23 protein-coding genes are annotated in these 22,691 nt (G+C 45.6%); 7 read left to right on the forward strand and 16 right to left on the reverse strand.

Going from position 1 to position 22,691, the window contains the following annotated elements:
• Positions 1-26 precede the first annotated feature (26 nt).
• Positions 27-203 carry a MarR family transcriptional regulator gene (locus FCL48_RS18760; protein WP_136874480.1) on the forward strand — a complete coding sequence of 59 codons (177 nt, stop codon included), beginning with the start codon at positions 27-29 and terminating at the stop codon, positions 201-203.
• 202 nt (positions 204-405) lie between these two features.
• Here the strand turns inward: FCL48_RS18760 and FCL48_RS18765 are convergent, their stop codons facing one another.
• Genes FCL48_RS18765 through FCL48_RS18775 form a run of 3 tightly spaced genes read right to left on the reverse strand, consistent with a single transcriptional unit; the run spans position 406 to position 4,485 of the window.
• On the reverse strand, positions 406-3,120 hold the full coding sequence (locus tag FCL48_RS18765; RefSeq protein WP_136874482.1) for a cyclic nucleotide-binding domain-containing protein: 2,715 nt from the start codon (positions 3,118-3,120) through the stop codon (positions 406-408).
• Between the two features lie 50 nt (positions 3,121-3,170).
• Entirely contained in the window at positions 3,171-3,677 is a 507-nt protein-coding gene (locus FCL48_RS18770; protein WP_136874484.1) for a universal stress protein, read from the reverse strand.
• Positions 3,678-3,705: 28 nt separating this feature from the next.
• The gene (locus FCL48_RS18775; protein WP_240744887.1) at positions 3,706-4,485 is read right to left on the reverse strand and encodes a CBS and ACT domain-containing protein; all 780 of its coding nucleotides are present in this window, start codon (positions 4,483-4,485) and stop codon (positions 3,706-3,708) included.
• Positions 4,486-4,698: 213 nt separating this feature from the next.
• Here FCL48_RS18775 and FCL48_RS18780 point away from each other — a divergent pair, with 213 nt between their 5' ends.
• The 4 genes from FCL48_RS18780 (at position 4,699) to FCL48_RS18795 (ending at position 7,113) form a co-directional block, all read left to right on the forward strand.
• Positions 4,699-5,163: a response regulator transcription factor gene (locus FCL48_RS18780; RefSeq protein ID WP_136874485.1), complete on the forward strand. Its 465-nt coding sequence runs from the start codon at positions 4,699-4,701 to the stop codon at positions 5,161-5,163.
• Positions 5,164-5,271: 108 nt separating this feature from the next.
• Positions 5,272-5,673 carry a response regulator gene (locus tag FCL48_RS18785; protein ID WP_136874487.1) on the forward strand — a complete coding sequence of 134 codons (402 nt, stop codon included), beginning with the start codon at positions 5,272-5,274 and terminating at the stop codon, positions 5,671-5,673.
• Positions 5,674-5,774: 101 nt separating this feature from the next.
• Positions 5,775-6,032, forward strand: a complete 258-nt coding sequence (locus FCL48_RS18790) for a hypothetical protein (protein ID WP_136874489.1) — start codon at positions 5,775-5,777, stop codon at positions 6,030-6,032.
• Between the two features lie 154 nt (positions 6,033-6,186).
• Entirely contained in the window at positions 6,187-7,113 is a 927-nt protein-coding gene (locus tag FCL48_RS18795) for a glutaminase (protein WP_136874491.1), read from the forward strand.
• Positions 7,114-7,213: 100 nt separating this feature from the next.
• Here the strand turns inward: FCL48_RS18795 and FCL48_RS18800 are convergent, their stop codons facing one another.
• The 9 genes from FCL48_RS18800 to FCL48_RS18840 all read right to left on the reverse strand — a co-directional run bounded on the left by FCL48_RS18800 (position 7,214) and on the right by FCL48_RS18840 (position 17,156).
• A complete protein-coding gene (locus FCL48_RS18800; RefSeq protein ID WP_136874493.1) occupies positions 7,214-7,561 on the reverse strand; it encodes a DUF3024 domain-containing protein in 348 nt (115 codons plus the stop codon).
• A gap of 108 nt (positions 7,562-7,669) precedes the next feature.
• Positions 7,670-9,091 carry a sigma-54 dependent transcriptional regulator gene (locus FCL48_RS18805; protein WP_136874495.1) on the reverse strand — a complete coding sequence of 474 codons (1,422 nt, stop codon included), beginning with the start codon at positions 9,089-9,091 and terminating at the stop codon, positions 7,670-7,672.
• The gene (locus tag FCL48_RS18810; protein WP_136874497.1) at positions 9,088-10,560 is read right to left on the reverse strand and encodes an ATP-binding protein; all 1,473 of its coding nucleotides are present in this window, start codon (positions 10,558-10,560) and stop codon (positions 9,088-9,090) included. The genes FCL48_RS18805 and FCL48_RS18810 overlap by 4 nt, the downstream gene beginning before the upstream one ends.
• Before the next feature lie 187 nt (positions 10,561-10,747).
• On the reverse strand, positions 10,748-11,392 hold the full coding sequence (locus FCL48_RS18815; protein ID WP_136874499.1) for a hypothetical protein: 645 nt from the start codon (positions 11,390-11,392) through the stop codon (positions 10,748-10,750).
• A gap of 125 nt (positions 11,393-11,517) precedes the next feature.
• Positions 11,518-11,922 carry a response regulator gene (locus tag FCL48_RS18820; RefSeq protein ID WP_136874501.1) on the reverse strand — a complete coding sequence of 135 codons (405 nt, stop codon included), beginning with the start codon at positions 11,920-11,922 and terminating at the stop codon, positions 11,518-11,520.
• The gene (locus FCL48_RS18825) at positions 11,909-13,630 is read right to left on the reverse strand and encodes a PAS domain-containing sensor histidine kinase (protein WP_136874503.1); all 1,722 of its coding nucleotides are present in this window, start codon (positions 13,628-13,630) and stop codon (positions 11,909-11,911) included. Before FCL48_RS18825 ends, FCL48_RS18820 begins: the two co-directional genes overlap by 14 nt.
• Positions 13,631-13,784: 154 nt before the next feature.
• Positions 13,785-15,332, reverse strand: a complete 1,548-nt coding sequence (locus FCL48_RS18830) for an SLC13 family permease (protein ID WP_240744888.1) — start codon at positions 15,330-15,332, stop codon at positions 13,785-13,787.
• Between the two features lie 135 nt (positions 15,333-15,467).
• Positions 15,468-15,908, reverse strand: coding sequence for a response regulator (locus FCL48_RS18835; protein WP_136874505.1), 441 nt, complete (start codon positions 15,906-15,908; stop codon positions 15,468-15,470).
• A gap of 30 nt (positions 15,909-15,938) precedes the next feature.
• Positions 15,939-17,156 (reverse strand): response regulator, encoded by a 1,218-nt coding sequence (locus FCL48_RS18840; protein ID WP_169309281.1) that lies wholly within the window; start codon positions 17,154-17,156, stop codon positions 15,939-15,941.
• 578 nt (positions 17,157-17,734) lie between these two features.
• On the opposite strand from FCL48_RS18840, the gene FCL48_RS18845 reads away from it, so the two are divergent.
• Positions 17,735-18,238 carry a universal stress protein gene (locus FCL48_RS18845; RefSeq protein ID WP_169309282.1) on the forward strand — a complete coding sequence of 168 codons (504 nt, stop codon included), beginning with the start codon at positions 17,735-17,737 and terminating at the stop codon, positions 18,236-18,238.
• 2 nt (positions 18,239-18,240) lie between these two features.
• On the forward strand, positions 18,241-18,705 hold the full coding sequence (locus FCL48_RS18850) for a universal stress protein (RefSeq protein WP_136874511.1): 465 nt from the start codon (positions 18,241-18,243) through the stop codon (positions 18,703-18,705).
• A 264-nt stretch (positions 18,706-18,969) separates the two neighbouring features.
• Here the strand turns inward: FCL48_RS18850 and FCL48_RS18855 are convergent, their stop codons facing one another.
• From FCL48_RS18855 to FCL48_RS18870, 4 genes are all read right to left on the reverse strand, one after another.
• On the reverse strand, positions 18,970-20,247 hold the full coding sequence (locus FCL48_RS18855) for a TRAP transporter large permease (protein ID WP_136874512.1): 1,278 nt from the start codon (positions 20,245-20,247) through the stop codon (positions 18,970-18,972).
• On the reverse strand, positions 20,244-20,759 hold the full coding sequence (locus tag FCL48_RS18860; protein ID WP_205747764.1) for a TRAP transporter small permease: 516 nt from the start codon (positions 20,757-20,759) through the stop codon (positions 20,244-20,246). Before FCL48_RS18860 ends, FCL48_RS18855 begins: the two co-directional genes overlap by 4 nt.
• 134 nt (positions 20,760-20,893) lie before the next feature.
• On the reverse strand, positions 20,894-21,862 hold the full coding sequence (locus FCL48_RS18865) for a TRAP transporter substrate-binding protein (RefSeq protein ID WP_371418686.1): 969 nt from the start codon (positions 21,860-21,862) through the stop codon (positions 20,894-20,896).
• Between the two features lie 54 nt (positions 21,863-21,916).
• A complete protein-coding gene (locus FCL48_RS18870; RefSeq protein ID WP_205747765.1) occupies positions 21,917-22,645 on the reverse strand; it encodes a GntR family transcriptional regulator in 729 nt (242 codons plus the stop codon).
• Positions 22,646-22,691 lie beyond the last annotated feature (46 nt).

Genomic DNA, 22,691 nt, shown 5'->3' on the forward strand with positions numbered 1-22,691 from the left:
CAAAAATAGTAAAAAGGAGATTTTACATGGATATTACCGAAAAAGTTTTACAAATTATGCGTGATGAGGGTCAGCCTCTTAACGCAGGAAAAATTACCGAACTCGGTGGATTGGATCGTAAAGAAGTCGATAAAGCAATGGCAAAACTCAAAAAAGAAGAAAAAATAGTTTCTCCAAAGCGTTGCTATTGGCAACCCGCGTAAGTCAGTTTCGGCAGTATCGATACATCCTTCTCCTGTGGGCCTCTTGGTTCACAGGAGAACTTCAGCCAACCACGTTTCAACACATCCCTCCATCTCCAAAGCCTTCCAGACAAAACAGAAAATGTAAGGTTTAGGTACCAGGTAAAATCTGAACTTCGTCCGGATATTCATCAACCATCGGCTGTAGGCAGCCACCCGCACCTTAAACAAAGGGGAGATAGGCCACAGCCAGAAGCGACAAAACAACGGCTGGAAGGAAAATCGATTTGCGTGAAGAGTTACCGGCTGCAAAGAGTTGCCTGACTATCCTTTGCGTCGCATACAATGAGGCAAGTAATCCACCGACGACCGTAATCAACTGCAGGACAAAGGTCGCATCTTCCGTTAACAATCTCACCGGCTGTGAGGTGTAGGCAATGGAAAAAAGATCGAAGATATTTTCCCGCAGCAACCACAAGCCACCCACAAATATTTCCAGATGTGCCGCCAGAAAGGCGCCCAGCACCAGAGGAATCATACCGTACCCCATGGTGGCAGCGGTTTTATTCCAGTTCGTTTCAGTGCGTTGCGAAATAATACGGGTATACAGGGCATAGGCGCCTAAAAACAACAGGATAGTAAAAAAGAAGAAGACCATATTGGCAAAAGGCAGGCTGTAGGGAAAACCGAGATCATGAAAGCGGCCCGCCAGAAAATCAATAAACCCCGGATACTTCTGATTAATCGTAAAAGGGTAAAAGATGGCCGCAAGACTGACAACCAGAAAGCTGTCCTCAAGCCTTGGTGACTGCTGATTCCACAACTCCTGAGGGGCCAGACGGAGATTGAGGTGGATGGAATTCAAAGAACAGTTTTTGATACATTGGCCACATAAAATACAATCACGGTTATTGTCCACGAGAAAGGGATGCCGAAACATGGGACAACCTGCGGTGTTGCCATCTCCGCTATAACAGAGATGATCGGTACACCTGTTGGTGCAGACATGGGTATTGGCCCGCAGTTCCAGGATGGATGGCATGGCGAAAAGAGCGTTTATTGCACCCAATGGACAGATATAGCGGCACCAGACTCTTCGCTTATAGAGCATACTCACAAGAAGAGCCCCGGTCATAATCGTAAAAATTATCCAGCCGGTAAGCCTCGACGATTGATAGACATTCCAGGTTATTTCTATACAGAATAAGACAATACAAAGACAGGCCATTATCCAACCGGAGTATTTTTTGATCCAGACAGGCGTCTTCCGCTCCGGTTTTATAACGGCTTGAGCCATCCAACCCGGTACCGACAGTCCACAGACACTGCACCAGGTTCTCGCCAGAAAAAAGAAGGAAAATATCATGAGCGGCCACCCCACGATCCAGCTGAGCGTGACACCTATATTTTTTTCCGGATTTGTCGGCCCAAAAAAGAGAACAGCCAGAACCACAACAAAAAAAATGCCCACAATAACCCGTGGCAATACCGGGAACAAAGGGCTTGAAAAAAAACTTCGTACTGCTTTAAAACGGAGGAGATTGAATTCCCACTTCCCTTCCGTTTTTGGCATTCCGAGGGGAATCTGATTGTTCAGGGGTTCATTGGTCCTGCCAAGGATGACCGCCCGACGCATGACACTGGCCATTTCCGTCAGATTTCCCGGCCAGTCATAGTTCATGAACATCCCCATCGTTTCGGCATCTACCTCAGTGATGGTTTTTCCATACTGGGAACTAAAACGTTTGAGGTAATACTCAACCAGACGTGGAATATCCCGGCGATGCTCTCTCAGCGGTGCCATGTGGAACTGGTTATTTTCGACCAGCTTGTAGAGCCCAGGTTCCAGCCAATTATGGCCATCCTTTTTACCTGCGACATCATGGCTTACTAAAATGATCCTGGTGCGTTGTTGAGCGCCCCCCGCCAAACTGCTGCCATTGCGATTAATATCAGTGCAAGCATTACTGGTGGTATTTCCGGTGGCATCGCAGCCATCCTCATGCATCAGGAATTGAGCAAGTTTATTCTGCAGATCCGGCGTCATCTCTTCAGCATTATAGAATACGACGGTCCCGCCCTGTGTTCTCTTTAAAAGCCCCAGCTGATCTATCTGCGAGAATTCACTGGCCTCAAATGCAGCCCCAAAAAGATCCAGGTCAAGCTGTTCAGGCTCCAGGTCACGGAGGTCCAGTTCAACATAGGCGCCATTTGCATGGTCACTGCTTCTGTGTATTTCATAGGCGATCATGCCCCTGCCTGAGCCACTTTCACCGGTCAGAAGAACTGGAGCAAGACTGCCTTTAAAGGTATTGGCGGCCTTTACCAGCAGTCCCTGAAGGGTCGAGGGGGAAATTCGTTCCTCTTTCGTCTCTGCGGAAGATTGATTCTCCCGTGTTGGACGTCCTGTCCTGCTACGAAAAAAAGCAGGGTCAAGATTGTCTTCAGTGATCACTCGGGTATTGTAGGCCATTGTCAGACCGGCCACATGGTCCTGAAAAGAAACGCGCAGACGCTGGGCAAGAGCGGTGAGGATTCGGTGCCCGATTATCTCATTTTTCAGGAGTAAGCTCGTAAAGCTTTCGGCATCAAAACACAGAAGGACGAGAGCCGTCAGCGCCCTGGCATTGGCACTGTGGCAGTCATGGGTAATGAGGGATGTCTCTCCAAAATGCCCTCCCGGACGAATATGCCCGACAAAAGCCTCTGTACCGTTATTTAACGGCAGGATCAGTTCAACCTCTCCACTTGCAACAAGGTAAAAATAACTGGGCCTTTCGCCCTGCCTGTAGATGTACTCCCCCTGGTCAACAATCTTCCGCGAGGCTGCAGCAAGAATACGGCGAAGATCTCCAGCGTCCACATCTTTAAAAAGAAGCGACCGGTACAGGCTCTCAAGATCTTCATTTTCCAGGTCTGCAACCATGTTTTGATTCATGTTAGACAAGCTCTACAGGGCAGCATGAAAAAACAGTTTTTTCTCCTCAATCAACTCACTATTACACCATGATACCGTGTATGTCGTTGAAATTTTTTTCTTACCCTGACACTGACCACCGGAACAGGAGAGTGCCTGAAGACTTTTTCCGCGGCACTGCCGAAAAGTATCCCTTCCAGATTCCCCCGCCCCTTATTTGCCATGACAACGTAATCAACATCTTCAGAATCAATAGTTTTTAGAATACACTCAAAAGGCACCCCGGTATCGGTCTTAAAAGACATCAAGGCTTTATCCTCAAAAAATTCTGTTTTCACCAGCTCTTTGAATTGGAGGCTTCTCTCTTTTTGTATCTGCCTGATACGCTCCTCCAATGCTACCGGTTCTGATAGATATACGTTCACCATATCATAATATTTAAATACCTGATCATTTATAACGTTATAGACAATGATTTCACCCTCAAGCCCTTTGGCCAATTTGACGGCGTGCTGCAGGGTGATGAGAGAATATTCTGAAAAATCAACACAGGCCATAATTTTGATTTTTTTGTCCATACACTTCTCCTTACCTGTCGTCTGAGTCTTAATAAATATTCCTCACCCCTCTGGACAGATCCGCTGCATAAAAAAGCTCTCCAGAATGATAGAACTTGGTCCGTAAATTTTCAAATTTTTCAGGGCTAAGATTTAACGTGTGGATAAACACCTCACGAAAGCGTGGTTCCGTTTCATCAAAGGATGTCATAATACTAGAGAGTCGCCCTCCGCTTTTTTGTATGATTTTCGTTACATTCTGGACAATCCCCGGCTTGTCGAGCAACCTGAAAGCAAAGACCTGTCCATCATTTTTAATACCTGTAAAACAAACATAGCACCTGAAAATATCTCCTTTACTGATCACCCCTGCAATTCGTCCGTCGTACCCGAGTACCGGCAGGCCCGAAATTGAATGTTGCAACATTTTTTCAGCGGCCTCAGTGACCAGCCTGTCTATAGGAATGGTGACAACCGGACTGGACATCACCGTGGTGATCCGGATATCGTCCAGGACTCTGGTTACCTCACTGTTGTCCATTAAGAGAACATCGGGGGGCGAGGCATTTTTAACATCACCGTCCGTGACAATACCGACAAGCTCGTCGTCTTTTAGTATTGGTAACATTGAGATAATTCGGGTCGCAAAAAGCCTTGCCGCATCGTTTAAGCTCGCCTCATGATGAAGTGTCGTTATATGTTTGCTCATCCACTGACTTATCAGCATAACACCACCTCCCTTCTCAATTGAGGGTGCACCATAATGAGTTGCGCCCAGGTCATTTTCTCCGTCAGGTAAAACAACCGTCTCAATGACCCGACAAATCATTATCTTCTCCATAAAACAACAAGCATAGTCTATGCCACTCCCTCCTCAACGGAGCAATAATGAGCAACGAACCCATCGGCCCGACCACTCTCCGGCGTTTAATTTTTCGTAGTTCTGCCTGCAGAAGAAGATGTCGTAACAACTGGAACACAATGTGCAAAACAAGAGAAAAATAAAGACACCGGCATACCTCTGAGGAAAAGGTCCAACGACATGAATCCAAAGGCACTCATCGTAGATGATGAAAAAATTATCCGGAATTTATTGGAGGCAATAGTTCTGAATCTGGGGTTTGAGGTAACCACGGCAAACGATGCAAGCAACGCTGAAAAGGCCTTACAGTCACAAGGCTTCGACCTCGTCATCACCGATCTGGAAATGGGCAAAACCACGGGTTTTGAGGTGATCAAAATTGCAAAAAGCATCAACAAGAACACCATAGTAATAATGGCGACAGGCTGTCTCGATGAGAGTTCCCGACACCATGCCCTTGGTCTTGGCGCCAGTGATTATCTCCTCAAGCCCTTTTCAGTCACCGATCTGGAAAAACGGATCAACAAACAATTTGCGGTTATGAAAAGAACTCCAAAGAGCATTTGGAGGAAAAAATCGAGGGTCAGGTGTCAGGATGTTTTACAAAGTGTAAAGCAATCTGTTTGCAGACAGGACTATCTGTAGCTCCTGTCGGGGCAAAAATGATCCTCTACACTTCACATGAAGCTGAAACAGCGGTTCTGCAATACAGAACATTGATCAACCTGAAATAGAAAAAAACCGGTGCCGGATATGTATACACAATCAACCTGCCGTATCATCGTAACTGATACCAATCACCATGTCAGAGATTTCATAAGACGGGAACTGGAAAAAGAAGGCTACACCGTTGCAAGCATCAGCAATCCGATAGAGGCTTACAACAGCATCTCCGATACAACATCTCTGGATATCCTCATCCTTGATCCGGACCTCATCTCCCCCTACGGTCAATCCTTTTTTACCCAGTTTCTGGAGAGAAATCTGTCAACACATATAATTATCCATACCTTTGACAAATTTCTTTCTATTCCAAGAACCGATGAAAAAATCCATATCGTCGAAAAAACCGCGTCAAGTATCGGCCCGCTCAAAGAAATAATAGAGGAGTGTACACGCTCACTCACTGCACTGAAACAACAAATCCATTTGTAGAAAGGTTCCGGTAACTTCCCTTTCGGAAAGCCATTCCCAGTAGATTAAAGCCCTTGAAACCTGTCAATACCTCTAAGACCTGAGATGACAGCATAAAAGGCATGTTGAAATTTAAGAAACTCATTAAAAGACATATAGAGCTTTTCCATGTCAATCAACAGTCAGGGGATGAAAACAAAAGGCTGAGTGACGACTTCTCCGAAATCAAAGTCCTTCGGGGTATATTGCCCCTTTGCTCGTTTTGTAAAAAGATCCGAGATAATGAAGGTTACTGGGAACAGGTTGATGTATATATCAACAAACATTCTGAAGCGGACATCAGCCACAGTCTTTGCCCGACATGGGTAAAGAAACATTAGCCAAAGGTGTACGAACACCTTGAACAGGATAAAAAAGAGGACTAATCTCAACAAGGAATTCGTCCAAGATAAAGAGCACACTGAAGATCACTGAAGATATAACTGTTTGTTCAGACCTTCTCACATCCACAATTTGACATGACACACATATTAGATGATAAATGATATAGATTACACAAAGATTTTTTCTGAAATTGTTACTGAATTCAAAGACAACGATGACTGTGGCAAGGTTGCCACATACATTCCGGAACTGGGTAAGGTTGATCCCAACAAATTAGGTATTCACCTTACAACGGTTGAAAAACATCACTCTTCTTTTGGTGATTGGAACGAAAAATTTTCCATTCAAAGTATTGCTAAAGTATTGTCTTTGACCTTGGCCTTAAAGATCATGGGAAATGATGTGTGGGATCGTGTAGGCGTTGAACCATCCGGTACTGCTTTTAACTCTCTCGTGCAGTTAGAATACGAAAGAGGTATCCCGCGAAATCCATTCATTAATGCAGGTGCCATTGTTATCTGCGATATTTTGGTCAGTTGCCTGGACAATCCAAAACTGGAATTACTGGAATTTATCAGAAAATCATCAGGTATCAGGGAAATTGATTTTTGTTTAAAAATTGCTCAATCAGAAAAGGTTACGGGCTTTAGAAACTATGCCCTCGCTCATTTAATGAAGGATTTTTGCAATATTCACAATGAGGTGGAACTTGTTTTGGATTTGTACTTCCATCTCTGCTCGATTAAAATGACCTGCAAAGAACTGGCTCAAGCCTTCTTGTTCCTTGCATCATACGGCGTAAATCCAATAACAAACGAAACTGTCATCAGCCCTGGACGAACCAAACGTATAAATTCAATCATGCTGATGTGTGGCTTTTATGACGAAGCAGGCGAGTTCGCTTTTAGAGCAGGGTTACCCGGCAAGAGCGGAGTTGGCGGGGGAATCGTTGCAATTCATCCCGGAAAATACTGTATTGCTGTCTGGAGCCCTAAACTCAACACCAATGGGAACTCTTACAAAGGGATGAGGGTACTTGAAGCAATAACCACAAAAACAGAATCCTCCATATTTTGATCAAAAGAGGACTTGAACCTCCACAGTAGAGTGTGAAAACCCTCTTTTGAGAGAGCTTTGAAAAAATCTAATCAAACCTGCTTAAAAGCGCTTGATTTGATTATCCCCAGAAACAGCCGTGGGGGTCTCTGCCTATCTCCGCCAGCACTTTCTCAAGCGATGTGGACTCAGCAAGGGGTTGATAACTATGCCATTTCAGATCAGCTCTCATCCAATAAAGCTTCCACATTTTTTTTGTTTTCACAAAAGTGGCCTTGGCAACCGGTTCTTCTATAATATTCTCTGGCTTATCCCATTGAGGCCTGATTGAAAATATTTCAACACTCTGATTTTTCATACGAAAAGAAAAATCAAGCTTTGTCCGGACATGGGGCTCTGGTCGCCGGCTCTCTAAAAATTTTGCTACAAGCTTCTCTGTTCTTTTTATCTCAAATTCGCTCAGTGCCATCGGTCTCATCCTTTCTTACGATATTTTGGACTTGTCCAATCTCTACAATAGATCTCTACAGTTTGCGCCATTTACGGTTAAAATAAACCAATCTCGGGTATCAATAATTCATTGATACCTGGGGCTAATATTATATTTTTCAATCTTCGCGTGTAAGGTTGGCCGGGAGATACCCAGTACCTTTGCCGCGTTGGACCTGTTACCATTGGTCATTACAAGGGCCTCCTGAACAAGGAGCTCCGTCACAAGATCGAGGCAGGATTCAAAAAAATTCTCACTCTTATTCTCCCTTAAGGCTTCACGAATCCAACCCCGTATCAAATCATTTTCCTCTGCAGCCTTATCTTCCACGAGGTTTTGCAGTGACCGGCTGTGAAAAGTTATATCTTCAGCCAGAAGAGGTGCACCTCTGTTAAAAATCAGGGCCTTTTTCAGGGTGTTTGATAACTCTCTGATATTACCGGGCCAATCATAGCTTTTAATTTTTTCAATGGCCTCTTTAGATACACCGGGATTGACAATGGACATCTCTCTTGCAAGACGTGCCAGTAGGTATTGAGACAACGGCACAATATCGTCAATTCGCTTCCGCAGTGGCGGCATGGTTATGGTCACCACCCTCAACCGGTAATAGAGGTCTTCCCTGAAGGTTCCTTTGGAGACAGCCTCTTCAAGGTCACGGTTTGTGGCGGCAATGATCCTGACATCGACATCTATGGGTTCTTTACCACCCAGTCTTTCAATACTGTTCTCCTGAAGAAGACGCAACAGCTTGGACTGTATAGTCAGCGGCATATCCCCTATTTCATCGAGAAATACAGTTCCTCCCTTGGCCTGCTCAACCTTACCGACCTTTCTATGCACCGCTCCGGTAAAACTGCCCTTTTCGTAGCCAAACAATTCACTCTCTAAAAGTGTATCCGGAATCGCCACGCAGTTTATCACCACCAGAGGCTTATCAGCGCGGAGTGAATGGTTATAAATTGCCCTGGATGCGAGTTCTTTTCCGGTCCCTGACTCGCCCCTGATAAGGACAGTCGCATCGGTTGAGGAAACCCGGCCAATGGCCTTGTACACCTCAAGCATCTCCAGGCTGCTGCCCACAAGCGCTTCATGCTCGTACAATATCCCGCCATCAGGATTAACATCCACAGGTGAGGACATGCAGCGACCTGCGGCCACCGCTTTAGCAACAAGCAAAAGCATCTCAGGCACATCAAAAGGCTTGTAAATATAGTCGTAGGCACCTTTTTGGATCGCGCCAATTGCCGTTTCAGTCGTACCGTAGGCGGTAACGATAATCACCGGCAGTTTGGGGAAATGATCATGAATAGCTTCGAAGACTTCAATCCCCGTCATATCGGGCAGACGAATATCGAGGATAACCAGATCGGGCTTCTGGCTCTTGACCTTGCTGATACCCTCCTGACCGCTGAAGGCCATTTCAGTTTTATAGCCGTCCTGACTGAGAATCTTGCTAAAACTCAGGCATAGCTGCTGATCATCATCAATTATGAGTATAGAGCTCATGACACATCCCCGTTAATCGGTATTTTCAGTATAAACTCAGCGCCCTGATCGATGGAGGATTCAATAATAAGTCTGCCGTTATGCTCCTTCATGATCCTGTTGACAATACTCAAACCAAGCCCCGAACCGCTTTCCTTGGTTGTGAAAAATGGAGAGGTAATCTTGTAACGGATCGATTCAGGCACCCCGGGCCCTGTATCTCTCACTTTCAGAACAGCAACTTCTCCAAGGTCCGTATCCTCCTCCCGAGACTCTGAAATATAGACACGGCCACCCGGCTGCATGGCTTCGCAGGAATTCGTCACAAGGTTTACCAGTGCCTCCTTGATCCGGTCCGAATCAACGCACACCTTTGGCAGATCAATACCGGGTTCATAGATAAGGTCAACGTCGTATTCCTTTAACCTGTATTCGAGGAGGATGATCACGGACTGGATTAATTCTGCCAGATTACATTCGCGAAGCTTGAGTTTTGGCGACCTGGCAAATTCCAGAAAATTCTGCACAATCTTATCTATCCTGGCTATTTCATCAGAGATGACGTTGAGGTCCTCATTCTGCACATCATCGAGATTCAGCGTCCGGCTCAAAGAAAACATTCTCATTTTTATTGAGGTGAAAGGATTGCGGATGGTATGGGCAACCCCTGCAGCAAGCTCTCCCACCATGGCCATACGTTCGGCCTGCATCAGATGTTTACGACTCTTTGTCAGCTCATCATGGGTCTGATCAAAATCACGCATCATCCCCTGCAAAGACTGCTTCAACGATTCCACCTCATCTCGATTACTGTCTTTTGGGGAACTTCCCGCCTCAATTGCCAGCAAACGGATGGGCCCGAGAATATGTTGGTAGAGAAAAAAGAGAAAGATACAGGAAAGACTAATGAAAACAACAACGGCTCCGGTTACGACAGCCCGTAATTTTACGGCCTGCCGGGTATTTTTATCTTTTATTTTTTCAATAATATCCCATTGTCGTTGACTAAAGGCCCGGCACTGTTCAAGTAAAGCAAAAAAAACGTGCCGCTGCTTTTCGTGAAGGCTGGAAATGTTTCCGTGGATACTATGGCTTTTATAGTTCTCGATGGCATAGTCTTTCGCCTTGACATAAACCGCATACTTTTCGGCGATAATGTTCAGATCTTCCTTTTGCTCAGAACTTAAATCAAAGGAAAGTGCCTTATCGAGATTCTGTTGAAAAATCTGGCGATACTGGCCAAGGGATTGGAGCCATTTGCTGTCACCATCCACCAGATAATAGGTCAAAAGTCCTTTTTGATTCGCCAGTCCAAGCTCCATATCTCCGGCGATTTTATGCAACACCAGCTCTTTATTGACCATGGTGGCAAAGGCATGATCAATCTGATAGGTGTACCAGAGCATACACACACCGCCACCCATAACAATAGCTGCCATGGCGATAAAGATTCCAAGAATTCGAGCTCTAAGACTTAAATGGGACACCATTCTTCTTCCCCTACCTCGGCAAATAGTAACACAAGCGGATATAATCCCCGTTGACCAGATATTATATTGTATTTTCAAATAAAAACTGACTTGTCAATACAAATTAATTCCGACACATTATTCCTGCCTGTTGTTAACCATTGGTATCATTTTGTATGACTCAAACTTAGAGATAGGACAAGCCTGATCAGCCGATGACCGCCGGAAAGGTGAGGAATAAACGATTTTTTTCGCATTTCCATGATGCCCCCAGCTGCTCTGCCAGCAGTTTTTGTTCGGTATCCGGATACGAGCTGGATGACAGGTCTGCATTTTCATGAAGGGTGAAACTCATACTTATCGTTGTCCCCTCGTTTATCGCTTCAATGGTAATCTCACTATTTTCCTGGGCCGTCTTAAAAAGTGTCAGCAAAGATAAATATACAAGTGATTCAAGAGAAATGAGATATGTCGTCAAGGCAACACCCGGCGGACAGATCAAAGTCGTTGTCAACTTTTTCATGTCAGCCTGACGGCCGGTCAATGCCACGACCAGTTGGAGAAGGTCGTCAAGGCTGCCATGGGCCAGACTGGTATCGGCGCTATGGGCGAAGCGGTTGAGATTTTTCATGATGATGTTGGCCCTGTCCACCTGCTTGGCAATGGTTTTAGTAACAGTATAAACCCTTTCAACGGCAACCCCACCGTCCTCTTCTGCCATCTGGGCGAAGTCCTCTAAAAGGCCCGCATTCTCGTTAATAATAGACAGGGTGTTTTTGATTTCATGGGAGATTGATGCAGAAATTTTAGCAAAGACCAGCACGCAGGCCCTATCGGTATTCATTTGTTCCATTATCAGCTACTCCAAATATATGAGCCGCACATACCCGGTAAAAGGTATCCCGTCGTTGAGATAGTTCATCAGGGAAAGTCCCGCCTGAACATCCATGTTCATTTCACAGTTTTTTTCGATTTGCCTCATTTCTCTGGAGCATTTTCATGGGCCATCTGAAATGCTTTTTCAATTTTTTTAATCAACTGCCCAAGATCCACAGGTTTCATCACATAATCAAAAGCGCCAAGCTCTTTACCCATTTCCCCCGCTTCCAGCGAACCATGACCCGTGAGAATGATGACGACCAGATCCGGACAGGTCTTTTTCAGAGTGGCAAGCACCTCCAGGCCGTCAAGATCGGGCATCTTTAAATCGAGCAGAAGTACATCCGGTGGATCAATTTCTATCGCCTCAAGTGCCTGTTTGCCAGAGTTTACCATGCTTGCCGTATAATTTCTCAGATTCAACCGTGAAACTATGGTGGAGGCAAACTCAACCTCGTCATCGGCGATCAGCACCTTTAGTTTTCCGCTTTCAGTTTTGGTCATGATCTTCACTCTTTATGGGTAAAGTTATTGTAAATGCAGTTCCCTGGCCAACATGGGATCGAACAGTTATATCGCCTCCAAGTTTTTTTACAAGTCCGTAGGTAATGGATAAGCCAAGGCCCGTCCCCTTGCCTGTCTCTTTGGTGGTAAAAAACGGCTCGAAAATATGTGGCAGTATATCAGTGGGTATACCTGAGCCGTTATCCTGAATAACTACCCGAACTTCCCCCGCCACGAGGTGGGTCATAATCGTCACCAGACCTTCTTTGCTCATTGAGTCAATGGCATTGTTGGTGATATTTAAAAATATCTGCTGTAGTTGCAGATGATCACTGAGAATAGGCGGTAGGTCCTCTTGTAATTTAAGCTCCAGACGAATACGGCTGTGGAGCATGGAGTTTTCCAGGAACTGCATAACCTCTTTTATGACCTCATTGACCTGCACGTTTTCATACTGCACGTTCGAACGGCGGGCAAAGCCCAGCAGACGATGGGTAATAGCCTTACATCTATCAACGCTCTGATCAATAACCTTCAGACAACCACTAATGGTTTCCTTGTGCTCAAAATCCGGTGAGAGAAGCATCAGGTCCTCTGCAAGACCCGTCTTCTGGTTGATAATCGCCAACGGATTGTTGATTTCATGCCCCACTCCTGCCGCCAGTCGACCGATCGAAGCCAGTTTATCGGTATGTTCAGCTTCCTGCAACATAGATACCTGTAATTCATCGGCTTTACGAATAAGGTTTGTCAGCATAGTCACCAGACCATATACGATGAGGAGGTTCAACACCAGACAGGCAACAACGATGACCAGCAATTTACTGCGGAAAGTCGTCCATTCCTCATGATGGATATAACGTTTTTCAACGAGCACCACCGACCAGGGCGTGTCCTTTATTTTATCCATTCCATAAAATAAATTTTCTCCTCCGGCTGATATTCCCTGCTGAATTCCAGGCTTGATATCTTCCACCAGCTGGGAAAGGTTTTGACCGAAATTCTCTGAGGTCGTCTGAAGATACCCTTCATCATCCACCAGGAAAAGATCATCTGAGGCATTGGTTTTTATCGTATTTACAAACCGTTGCAGGGTAACCGCATCAATTGTGGCCCGCAACACCCAATGCTTTTTAGTTACCGGATTCTGGTTGGCCACGGCTATTGCAAAGTGCGGGACAAGGCGGTACCCCGAATAGACCCGGCTGATATAGACACCCCTTGCAATAACCTCTTTAAACCATTCCTCTTTTGAATAATCCGCTCCTTTAAGATCATAGGGCCCCCAGTAGCTTTGCTGTATACCATCCTGATCAATGACACCTATATCTGCAAAAAATTCATACTGCCGTTTTATCCGGTCAAAGAGTAATTCTAAATTATTATCAGTTGTAAGCTCTACGTAACGGTTTTTACTGGCGACAAAGATCACTATGGATTTAAGGCTGTCAATCAGAGCTGCAATGGATCTGCTGGAACCAACAAGCCTCGACTCCAGCTGCCCCCGCTCTTCCTTTTGTAACAGTTCTTTGTAGTTATAGTAACCAAGCCCTGCCGTGGTGAGCACCGGCCCTATGGAAATTGCGATCATTATGAAAAAGAGAAGCAGGCGAACCTGGCTGTAGCTTCTTGGGTGAAGCTCGAAATTATCTACATCTTTGAAAGCATAGGGAACAATTTTATGAATAAAGGCAGAGAGTGGTTTCATGGTATCAGCTATTCATATGTAGTAAAAATAAAGGGGTCTCATGGCACCCCTTTCTATTGCAAGCAGCAAGGGATGCCTCATTTTAAAGCGCCGGTTGACGGTCCGTTGTAGCGCCCCCGTCAACCGGTTTTCATCCTTTACCCTCAGAATAGAATCAGCCTCCTGCAGGTATTGTAACCGTCATACCCATTAATGGCCAGATTACAGTGATTGCGAGCCAGACGACAAACATTAGCAGAATACTTGCTGGAATCCCGTAGAGAAAAAACTGACCGGGAGTAAACTGCTTAGAACTGTAGGCAATTGCGTTAGGTGCAGCACCTACGAGCAGCAGAAAAGGCATACCAGCGGTAAGCAGCGAAGCAAAAAGAATAACTTCACCTGCAACGCCAAGATATGGTGCAATGACCAGTGCCACCGGCAAGGAAATTGCGATTGCCGCAACGTTCATGATGAAGTTGGTCATAATCATTACAAAAAACGCCATTCCCAGAATAAATACCACTCCTGAAGAGTCCTTAAACAGCTGCAGCCAGTTAATGGCCAGCCACTTGGCGGCGCCTGTGTCCCAAAGGCAGAAACCAATGGACATCGCACCTGAAAACAACAGGATTATATTCCAGGGTATCTCTTCCAGATCTTTGATATTGAGGATGTTTAAAATAAAAAATGAGATAGTGGAAACAAGCAGGATTCCAGTCTTATCAAGTCCTTCAAGGGCCGGAACGAAGTTTTTCAGGGCAATAATGAGAATCACCGAAAATACAATCAGGACAACGAGTATTTCATCCGTGGACCAGCGTCCCAGTCCTTCGTACATGCTCTTGGCCCGCTCCTTAAGACCTTCGATGCGGGCTTTTTCAGGTTTGCAGACCAGCATAAAAAACGCCCAGAGCATAAAGACCATCAACCAACCGATGGGAAACATATACAGGGTCAACTGGAAAAAAGAGATATCAACATGCATGATATCCTTATAAAAACCAAGGGCTACGGCACCCCGTGCAGCACCCAGCAGGGTGATAATACTTCCCGCACCAGCCACATAGGCCATTCCGATAAACAGGCCTCTACCAAAACGGGTCGGCTCCTCATCTTCAGAATACAACGCATGAATTGCCATCAGCAGAGGAAACATGGTGGCGGCCACAGCGGTATGGGCCATAAGATGGGTGAGCAGTGCCGTCATTACAAAACAGCCAAGGTAGATCATACTTGTCCGTTCACCGATGATGGAGAGCATCTTGTATGCAAGGCGCTTGGTTAAACCGGTTTTGGTAAAGACCATACCTATAACCAGAGAACCGAAAATGAACAGTACCGAAGGGTCCATAAAATCTTTGAAGGCAACCTTCGGATCTCTGATCAGAAACAGGGCCTGAAGGGTACCGATTGCCAGGCTGGTAACCCCGATGGGAACAACTTCAAAGACCCACCATATCGCGGCAAGACCAAAAACTGCAAGGGCACCTTTTGCCTGCCGGCTCAGCTCGAAACTGACCCCAAGAGGGTCAATTGCAGCGGCCCAGGGAGGAGAAAAATATATCCCTGTAAAAACTCCAAGACCGAGCAAAATAAAGAACACACGTTTCCAGTCAAACAGAAATATTCGTGGGCGAGCCACGCTCTCTGCAGGCTTAAGAATTTTATTTTCAACAATATCTTTTGTCAGGGACATTTGGGTCACCATTTCAATGTTCATCTACTCATTCTGACAGAAAAACAAAATTTTCCATCATCTGCAAATACCTGCAGTTCCTTTGTCGTTTAAAACAGCTCAAGTAAAAGCCAAGAGACCTGGCATGCCTGCTATTTATGTGATTCCTTTAATTGGGAATCACCAGGCTTTGGTTTTAAGAATCTGCTCTATCTCCTCCATGGACTTCTTCTGCAAAACGAGTATTCTTTTGGTTTTCAGCTCATTTATTTTTTCGAGCAGGTCTTTCATGTCCACAGGCTTTTCAAGAAAGTCCTCCGCACCGAGTTTCATCGCCTCAGTCGTGGCCTTGACCGTCCCCTGACCACTCAGCATGATAATTTCAGCATCGGGATTGTTTTCTTTGATCCGCTTTAAGGTCTCCAGGCCATCCATACCCGGCATGGCAAGATCTATTACAATGGCGTCAAAGGTTTGTTTCTCCGCAAGGCCGACCGCCTCTTCCCCCCGGGTTGCCGCAGAGACCTTAAGACCACGCATCTCCAGTCGCTGAGACAAGGTCTTGATAAAGTCCTCTTCATCGTCGACAAGTAGCACTTTGGCGTGTAGATTTTTGTCCATATTGGTTGTGCTCCTCAACAAAATTTTTCTTTAAGATGCATGGACAACGGCGTGAACTTTGTCGTTGGCTGCTTTGATTGTAGCTGACAGTTCCTCTATATTTACCGGCTTATTCAAATAAGCGAAGGCCCCGAGTTCCAGACAATCCTCTCTGTCTTTTGCCGTTCCATGTCCTGTGAGAATTATCACCTCAACTTCAGGCGCGATCTCCTTGGTTTTGCGCAGAACTTCCACTCCATACATTCCTGGCATCTTTAAATCGAGAACCATAACATCCGGACGATCTTCCGCTATTAACTCCAGGGCCTGCTGGCCGTCAAAAACCCCATAGGTTCCGACGTCACGGCTGTTCAATCTCTGGGAAACGGTTTGCACAAATTCCCGTTCATCGTCAACAAAAAGGACCTTCGAGGGAAGCTCGAACTTTTGCTGGCGATACACGGACTCGACATAACTTTTACACCTCTCTATACTTACCCCGGTAACACCAGATACCTGTTCGACCAATTCTGTAACCTCATTTTTCAGGCGGGAGAAACCGAGGACACTATTATCGATAATCAGCGTGACATGGCCCGCTTTTACCCTGGAATCCATTTTGTGACCGTTTGCAAGTAACAGATGTTCTATTTCCGCCTGCATCTTCATGTCCTTTACCGCGCTCTGGGATTCAGGTGTTCGCAAAACAGATGTTTTATGAAAACTACTCAGAATTTCTTTGGTGATCTGTCGATGATTTTTGTCTTCCACCGGAATAACCAGATCATATAGAGAGCTGTCATATGCCTCTTTTTTAAAAAGGAAATCGGTCCAGTAAAATGCACTCACATCGTGATGTCTGATATTCTTTTTCGCCTCTCCCCTATTCACCCCTTGAGTAATAGCCCGCTCGATTCTTCCTTCTTTTTGATCGACAACCAGAACCCTCAATACCTCTGTTACCGGCGGAGGAATAAGGGAAGTTAAAAAACCATGAAATAGATATTCAACAGGTGATGCGAGTTTATCGGCCAGGATCTGTTTGAACATATTTATAGATTTTTCTTTTTCCAGCGTGAACTGGTTGAAAACCGAAGTCTTACTGTACATTATCTTCTTCAACCGCTCGGGATTTACCGAAAAACGTTCGGCCGTCTCACCAAAAAGATTATTATCGGTGTATACGGTAAGCGACAGAGTCTTCGATAATTCACCTATGATTCCTGAATCGAGAGTCGCGGAACACGGGAACAATGCGAGTGATGACATTTTTACTCCTCCTGTATTAAACAGTGATACTACAATCAGTAAATTATACAAAACGCCTAAAGTCTTTTGACTACAATTAGCAGTTTTCATGCCATGGACACATTTAGTTATCAATCTACTTCGTACGGTTCACAAATTCATTACCCCCCTATGTTTATTTAGTTTTACTCAATAATATCAAATTATTAGTAAAGAAAACGGTCACTATTTCAAAGACCAGCCAAAAGACAGGCGCTACAGTAAAACTCAAGACGGTGTCAGCTCTCTTTACAGATTGGAAAGATGCTTGACATATATCCTTTAAAACAACTCCAGGATCCGTCTGGATTCCATGGTGGAGATCTCTTTTAGTTTTTCGCTCTTTGAATGTGCAAGGCTGGCAACTCCTTTATACTCTTTTCTTGAGGTGAACCTCATAGTCATTGCAGTTACTAACGAATGGCACTGTAATTGCAAAAACATACACTGAAAGAGATGTTTCGAAGCTATGAAGGATAAAAAGGAGCATGAGGCGTGAGAAGACCTCTGTTCCAGTTAGTTGCAGATCTCTGCAAACACCATGGCAAATGGGGGCTGAAATGAAAGAGATTAAAAAGGTGATGGCTTGTGTAGATCTCTCAGACTATACAGTTCAGACGGTGGAACATGCGCTGACGCTGGTAAAAGACTTAGATGCAGAAATACTACTCTTTAACGTCATCGACAGTTCAGAGCTTGATGTTATGAGGAGTGCAAGCCCATACCTCCCAGGAGGCATCAGTGTCGAAAGTTATATTGAGCAGGCAAAGGTTGACCGCCGACAAAAAGTTCAACAGATGTTTACTGAAAACTTTCCTGACAACACAACGAAAACAAGCATCAAGATCGACGTCGGCATGCCCTACGAAGCGATACTGAAGGCTGTGGAGTCTGAAAACATTGACACCGTAGTTATTGCCAATAAAGGAAAGAGTAATCTTCTGGGCACGCTGCATGGCTCTACCGGAGAAAAGGTTTTCCGCCATTCACCTGTACCGGTGCTTAGCGCGAGAAACCGGGAACGGTTTATCAGGAACCAGAAGAACCGCAACAAGGAGGCATAACAATGACAAATATAAAACGAGTTGTTGTCGGTTTGGATTTTTCTATATTCTCCTCAAGGGTTCTTGAATACGCAGCCTCGATTGCAAAGAGAAATAGGGCAGAGCTGATCGTCGTATGCGTCATAGACCAAAAGGAAATAGATTACATCAAGACCATCTGTGAACATGAAGATCCAGCAATAATTACGCTCGAAAAATTTATCGATGACGAGAGTAGAAAACGTACTCACAGTGCAGAGACTCTAACCCGTGAACTGGTGCCAAAACAGGTGCCGGTACGGATTATTATTATGCTTGGCGTTCCTTATGAGGAAATTCTAAAGGTGGTAGATACAGAAAACGCTGATCTTGTTGTCATGAGCTCGAAGGGACGAACAAATTTCCATGACTATATGTTTGGCACAACCTCGGAGAAAATTTTCAGGCATTGTCCGGTCTCCGTTTTAAGTCTTAACCTCAGAAAATAGAAGTGAAAAGAGCAAAGAAAATACGGGCAACTCCTGGATTCACAGGCCCATTGGAGCAATAAGTAGATTATTGCCAGATGAGATGGCCCAGAATATAGACCAGAAACCCTGCAGTATCCTCCGGTCCAGCTTTTATTTTTTCCAAGGAGAGCTGGGCCGTGACAGAATCAGAGTAGTCCAGCCACATGGAAAGCTGATATCACCTCAGCTCAAGGCCCCCCGGTTATCATTGGCCAGGGGAGTTATTCATACAGCCCAAATTCCTTATTGTTGTAATAAACCAGGGAGCCAGGTAGATATTTCCGGAATATAAGAAACCAGAAATAACACGATGATATTAGTAATCAGGTAAGGGAAAATCGCCTTTATTACCGCACTCAGGGGCAATTCTGCTATATTTGCACAGACAAAAAGACAGACCCCTACCGGAGGCGTTGTCAGACCTATCATCAGGTTGAGTACGGCAAAGGTCGCAAAATGCAGAGGATCTATACCTACACTCTGGGCAAGAGTGAGCAGCGGCACAAATAAAATGATCAGGGCGGCAATGGTCTCCATGAACATACCCACAAACAACAACAGGATGTTGATCAGCAGGATGATCAGATATTTGTTCTGGGTAATGCTCAAAACACCTTTGGCGATGGTCTGGGGAATTTGTTCCGACACCAGAATCCAGCCAAAGACATTGGCAAAGCCAACCAGCACAAGGATGGCAGCTGAAGATACGGCACTGTCAACCAGGATCTTTGGTATTAATTTGACCGGCAGCTCCCGATAGAAAAAAACACCGACGATCACCGCGTAAATGCAGGCAATAACGGCGGTTTCTGTAGGCGTCATTAACCCGCTGATCATACCACCTATTATCAGACCAGACATTGCCAGTGCCCAGAAGGCACCAAGGAAAGAACGGCCAACTGCCCTGAAGCCCATCCACTTCTGCCTGGGGAATTTTCTTCTGCTGGCAATAATATAGGTCGTCACCAGCATGGCCCCACCGAGGAGGAAACCGGGGACAGCTCCTGCTATAAACATCCTGCCAACGGAAAGCCCAGACAAGGCTCCAACGATGATCATTGGTACGCTTGGCGGAATAATCGGTCCGACAGTCGATGAAGCAGCGGTCACTGCTGCGGAAAAATCAGCAGGATATCCTGCTTTCTTCATTCCGGGAATCATCACTCCACCTATTGAGGCTGCATCTGCCACAGCGGTTCCGGAGATACCGCCAAAGAGCATGGAAGCAGCCACATTGGTCAGTCCCAGTCCTCCACGCACCCAGCCGACCAGACTGTTGGCAAAACGGATGATACGTTCCGTGATACCACCGTTATTCATCAAATTTCCAGCCAGGATAAACCCAGGAATACAAAGGAGTACAAACACGTCGATTCCCGCATACATCTTCTGGGGCATCACCACAAGCGGGATACCCGCTGCAACGAGATAGCAAAAAGAAGAGACACCCAGAGTAACGGCCACTGGCAGACCAATTACCAGCCCCCCCACAAATACACCAAACAGGATAGCAAGATTCATAATACCTTCAACTCCTCTGTTTTGCTGGCAGGTGAAAGGTCCAGCAACAGTGAACCGATGCGAGAAAGGGCGAAAAGCAAGAGAAAGCCCAGTAAACAGAGGACACTGGCATGAACATAATTCATCTGCCAGCCCAAAGCAGGAGACGTCTGTAATGCCCCTATCTTTGTAAAACGCCATGCCGGTTCAAGGAGGGCTACGCTGAGCGCGGCAATAATGATGGCCGATAATAATTTCAGCAACCAGGGGATTCGACCGGGTAACGAATCGCAGACAATATCGACATTGACCAGGTCACCTGTCAGATAAGAGACCCCGACACCGAAAGCCGTCATATACAGGAGGGCAAAGCGGGTCAGTTCTTCCGTCCAGACAGGGGAGTCAAACAGGCCGCTGCGACCAAGCACCTGAATGGTAACGGTTATGATCAGAATACTAAAGGCAAGTCCCACCAGAATTCTGGCAAGTCTTGTCAACCCGGAATTAAAGGCTGTGAAAAACTGTTTCAACATGTATCTCTGTCCTTATCTTGCTGGTTAAAAAAGCCTTCAGAGGTAACGTGAGTACTTTTCTTATAAACTTTATAAAAACAACGGGCTATGAGCGGACTCAGAGTAGCCTCGATCACATAGCCCGGTAACACCTGTTACTGGTTGAAGAGATTTTCAACTATCGGACGAATTTCAGGTTTGACATTTGCAAGAACCGCATCTTTGGCTTTCTCGGCAAAGGCCTTGCCATCAACCTCAACAAAGGTCATGCCTTTTTCGGTAAGCTCTCCCACGAGTTGTTGCTCATCAGCAATAAACAATTCGCGCTCGTATTTCTGTGCCCGTGCAGCAGCCTCCATCACGGCTTTCTGGTCATCCGCTGAAAGTTTTGCCCAGGTCAACTCGGAAAGAGTCAGGTAGATCCAGGATCGCACATGCTCAGTTTTATTGATATACTTTTGTACCTCGAAAAAGCTTGCCGACTTGATCAGGGCGAGTGGATTTTCCTGTGCATCAATAGTACCGTTCTGCAAAGAGGTGAAGACTTCGGAAAATGCCATGGGTGTCGGTTTGGCCCCAAGAGATTTCCAGACATCAACAAACAGTGGAACATTGGGTACACGCAATTTAAGACCGTCAAGGTCAGCGGGGGATGTGATAGGACGATTACTCGTCAGATTTCTCGGTCCACGGGCAAAATAGGCGATAGGACGAATTTTTGCTTTTTCTATGATCTGTGCCTTGATCTGCTCGCCAATCTCACCTGATGCCACAGCATCCATATGCTCAATGGACTTATAGGCGTATGGAACAGCCAGTAAAGCCGCCATGGGCGCCCAGTTCTGCAGACTCTCTCCGGTTATTGTCATATCAACGGTTCCAAGCTGCATACCGTTTACCAGGTCCATTTCTTTGCCCAGGGACTCATTGGGGAAGACCTGAACTTCAATCTTTCCATTGGTCAGGGACTTCAGTTCATCGGCGAACTTCAGAGCAGCCTTATTCCAGATATTATCCTCGTTGGCAAGGTGACCAAGTTTAAGGGTCATGTCCGCTGCTGCGGCTGGTGAAACGATGATTGCACTCATTGCAAGGGTAAGCAGAGTTTTTCCAAACCTATTCATCATTGTCATACTACCTCCTTAACATCTTTTTGGATTATTAATGAGAAACGACCTCTAGCCGGTCGTTTCCAGGTTAACAATATCTGGCACTCCATACTCAGAAAAAAGTTCGGGCTGCCTGGCAACAATGAGAGGGAGATCACGAAGAACCTCCCGCATATGTTCGCGGATGGCCAAATCTGCAGCAACTTTATCCTTTTTTTCTATGGCATCGACAATCGCTTCATGTTGATTGACGAGTCGCTCGATTGGTTTAATTGTGCTACTGAGATGACGGACCCGATCGAGATGGGCTTTCATGTTGGAAATGACTTTCCAGGCAATAGGTTTTCCTGCAAATTCCGCAAGTAAGCGATGAAACTGTTCATCGCACTCCATAAATTGATCAATTTCAAGAGGAAGAAGTTCTCTCTGCATCTTAAGCAAAGACCGTAATTTTGACACCAGCAGCGGATTGCTTTGTTCCACCAGATATTGAACAATGTCAGCTTCGATGGCTTCACGGATGAAACGGGCGTCGCTGACAGCATCGATTCGAATCCTGGTGATAAAGGTTCCCCGTTGCGGCCGGACCTCGACCAGGCCCTCGTTGCGCAATTTGATAAAGGCTTCCCGAACCGGCTGACGACTGATGTTAAAGGTTCCTGAGATCTCCGTCTCGGAGATCCTGGTCCCGGGAAGAAGATTTCCGTGGATAATCTGTCCGCGCAAAATTTTATACACTTGCGGCCCAACAGATTCGCCCTGCTTTAACAAAGGATTTTTATATGTATTTATTACCACTTGACGCTCCCCCTGATGCAATATAAAAGTAACTACCATACTAGTC

Origin of the sequence: Desulforhopalus sp. IMCC35007 (assembly GCF_005116575.1) — a bacterium.
In the GTDB taxonomy this organism is placed as follows: domain Bacteria; phylum Desulfobacterota; class Desulfobulbia; order Desulfobulbales; family Desulfocapsaceae; genus Desulforhopalus_A.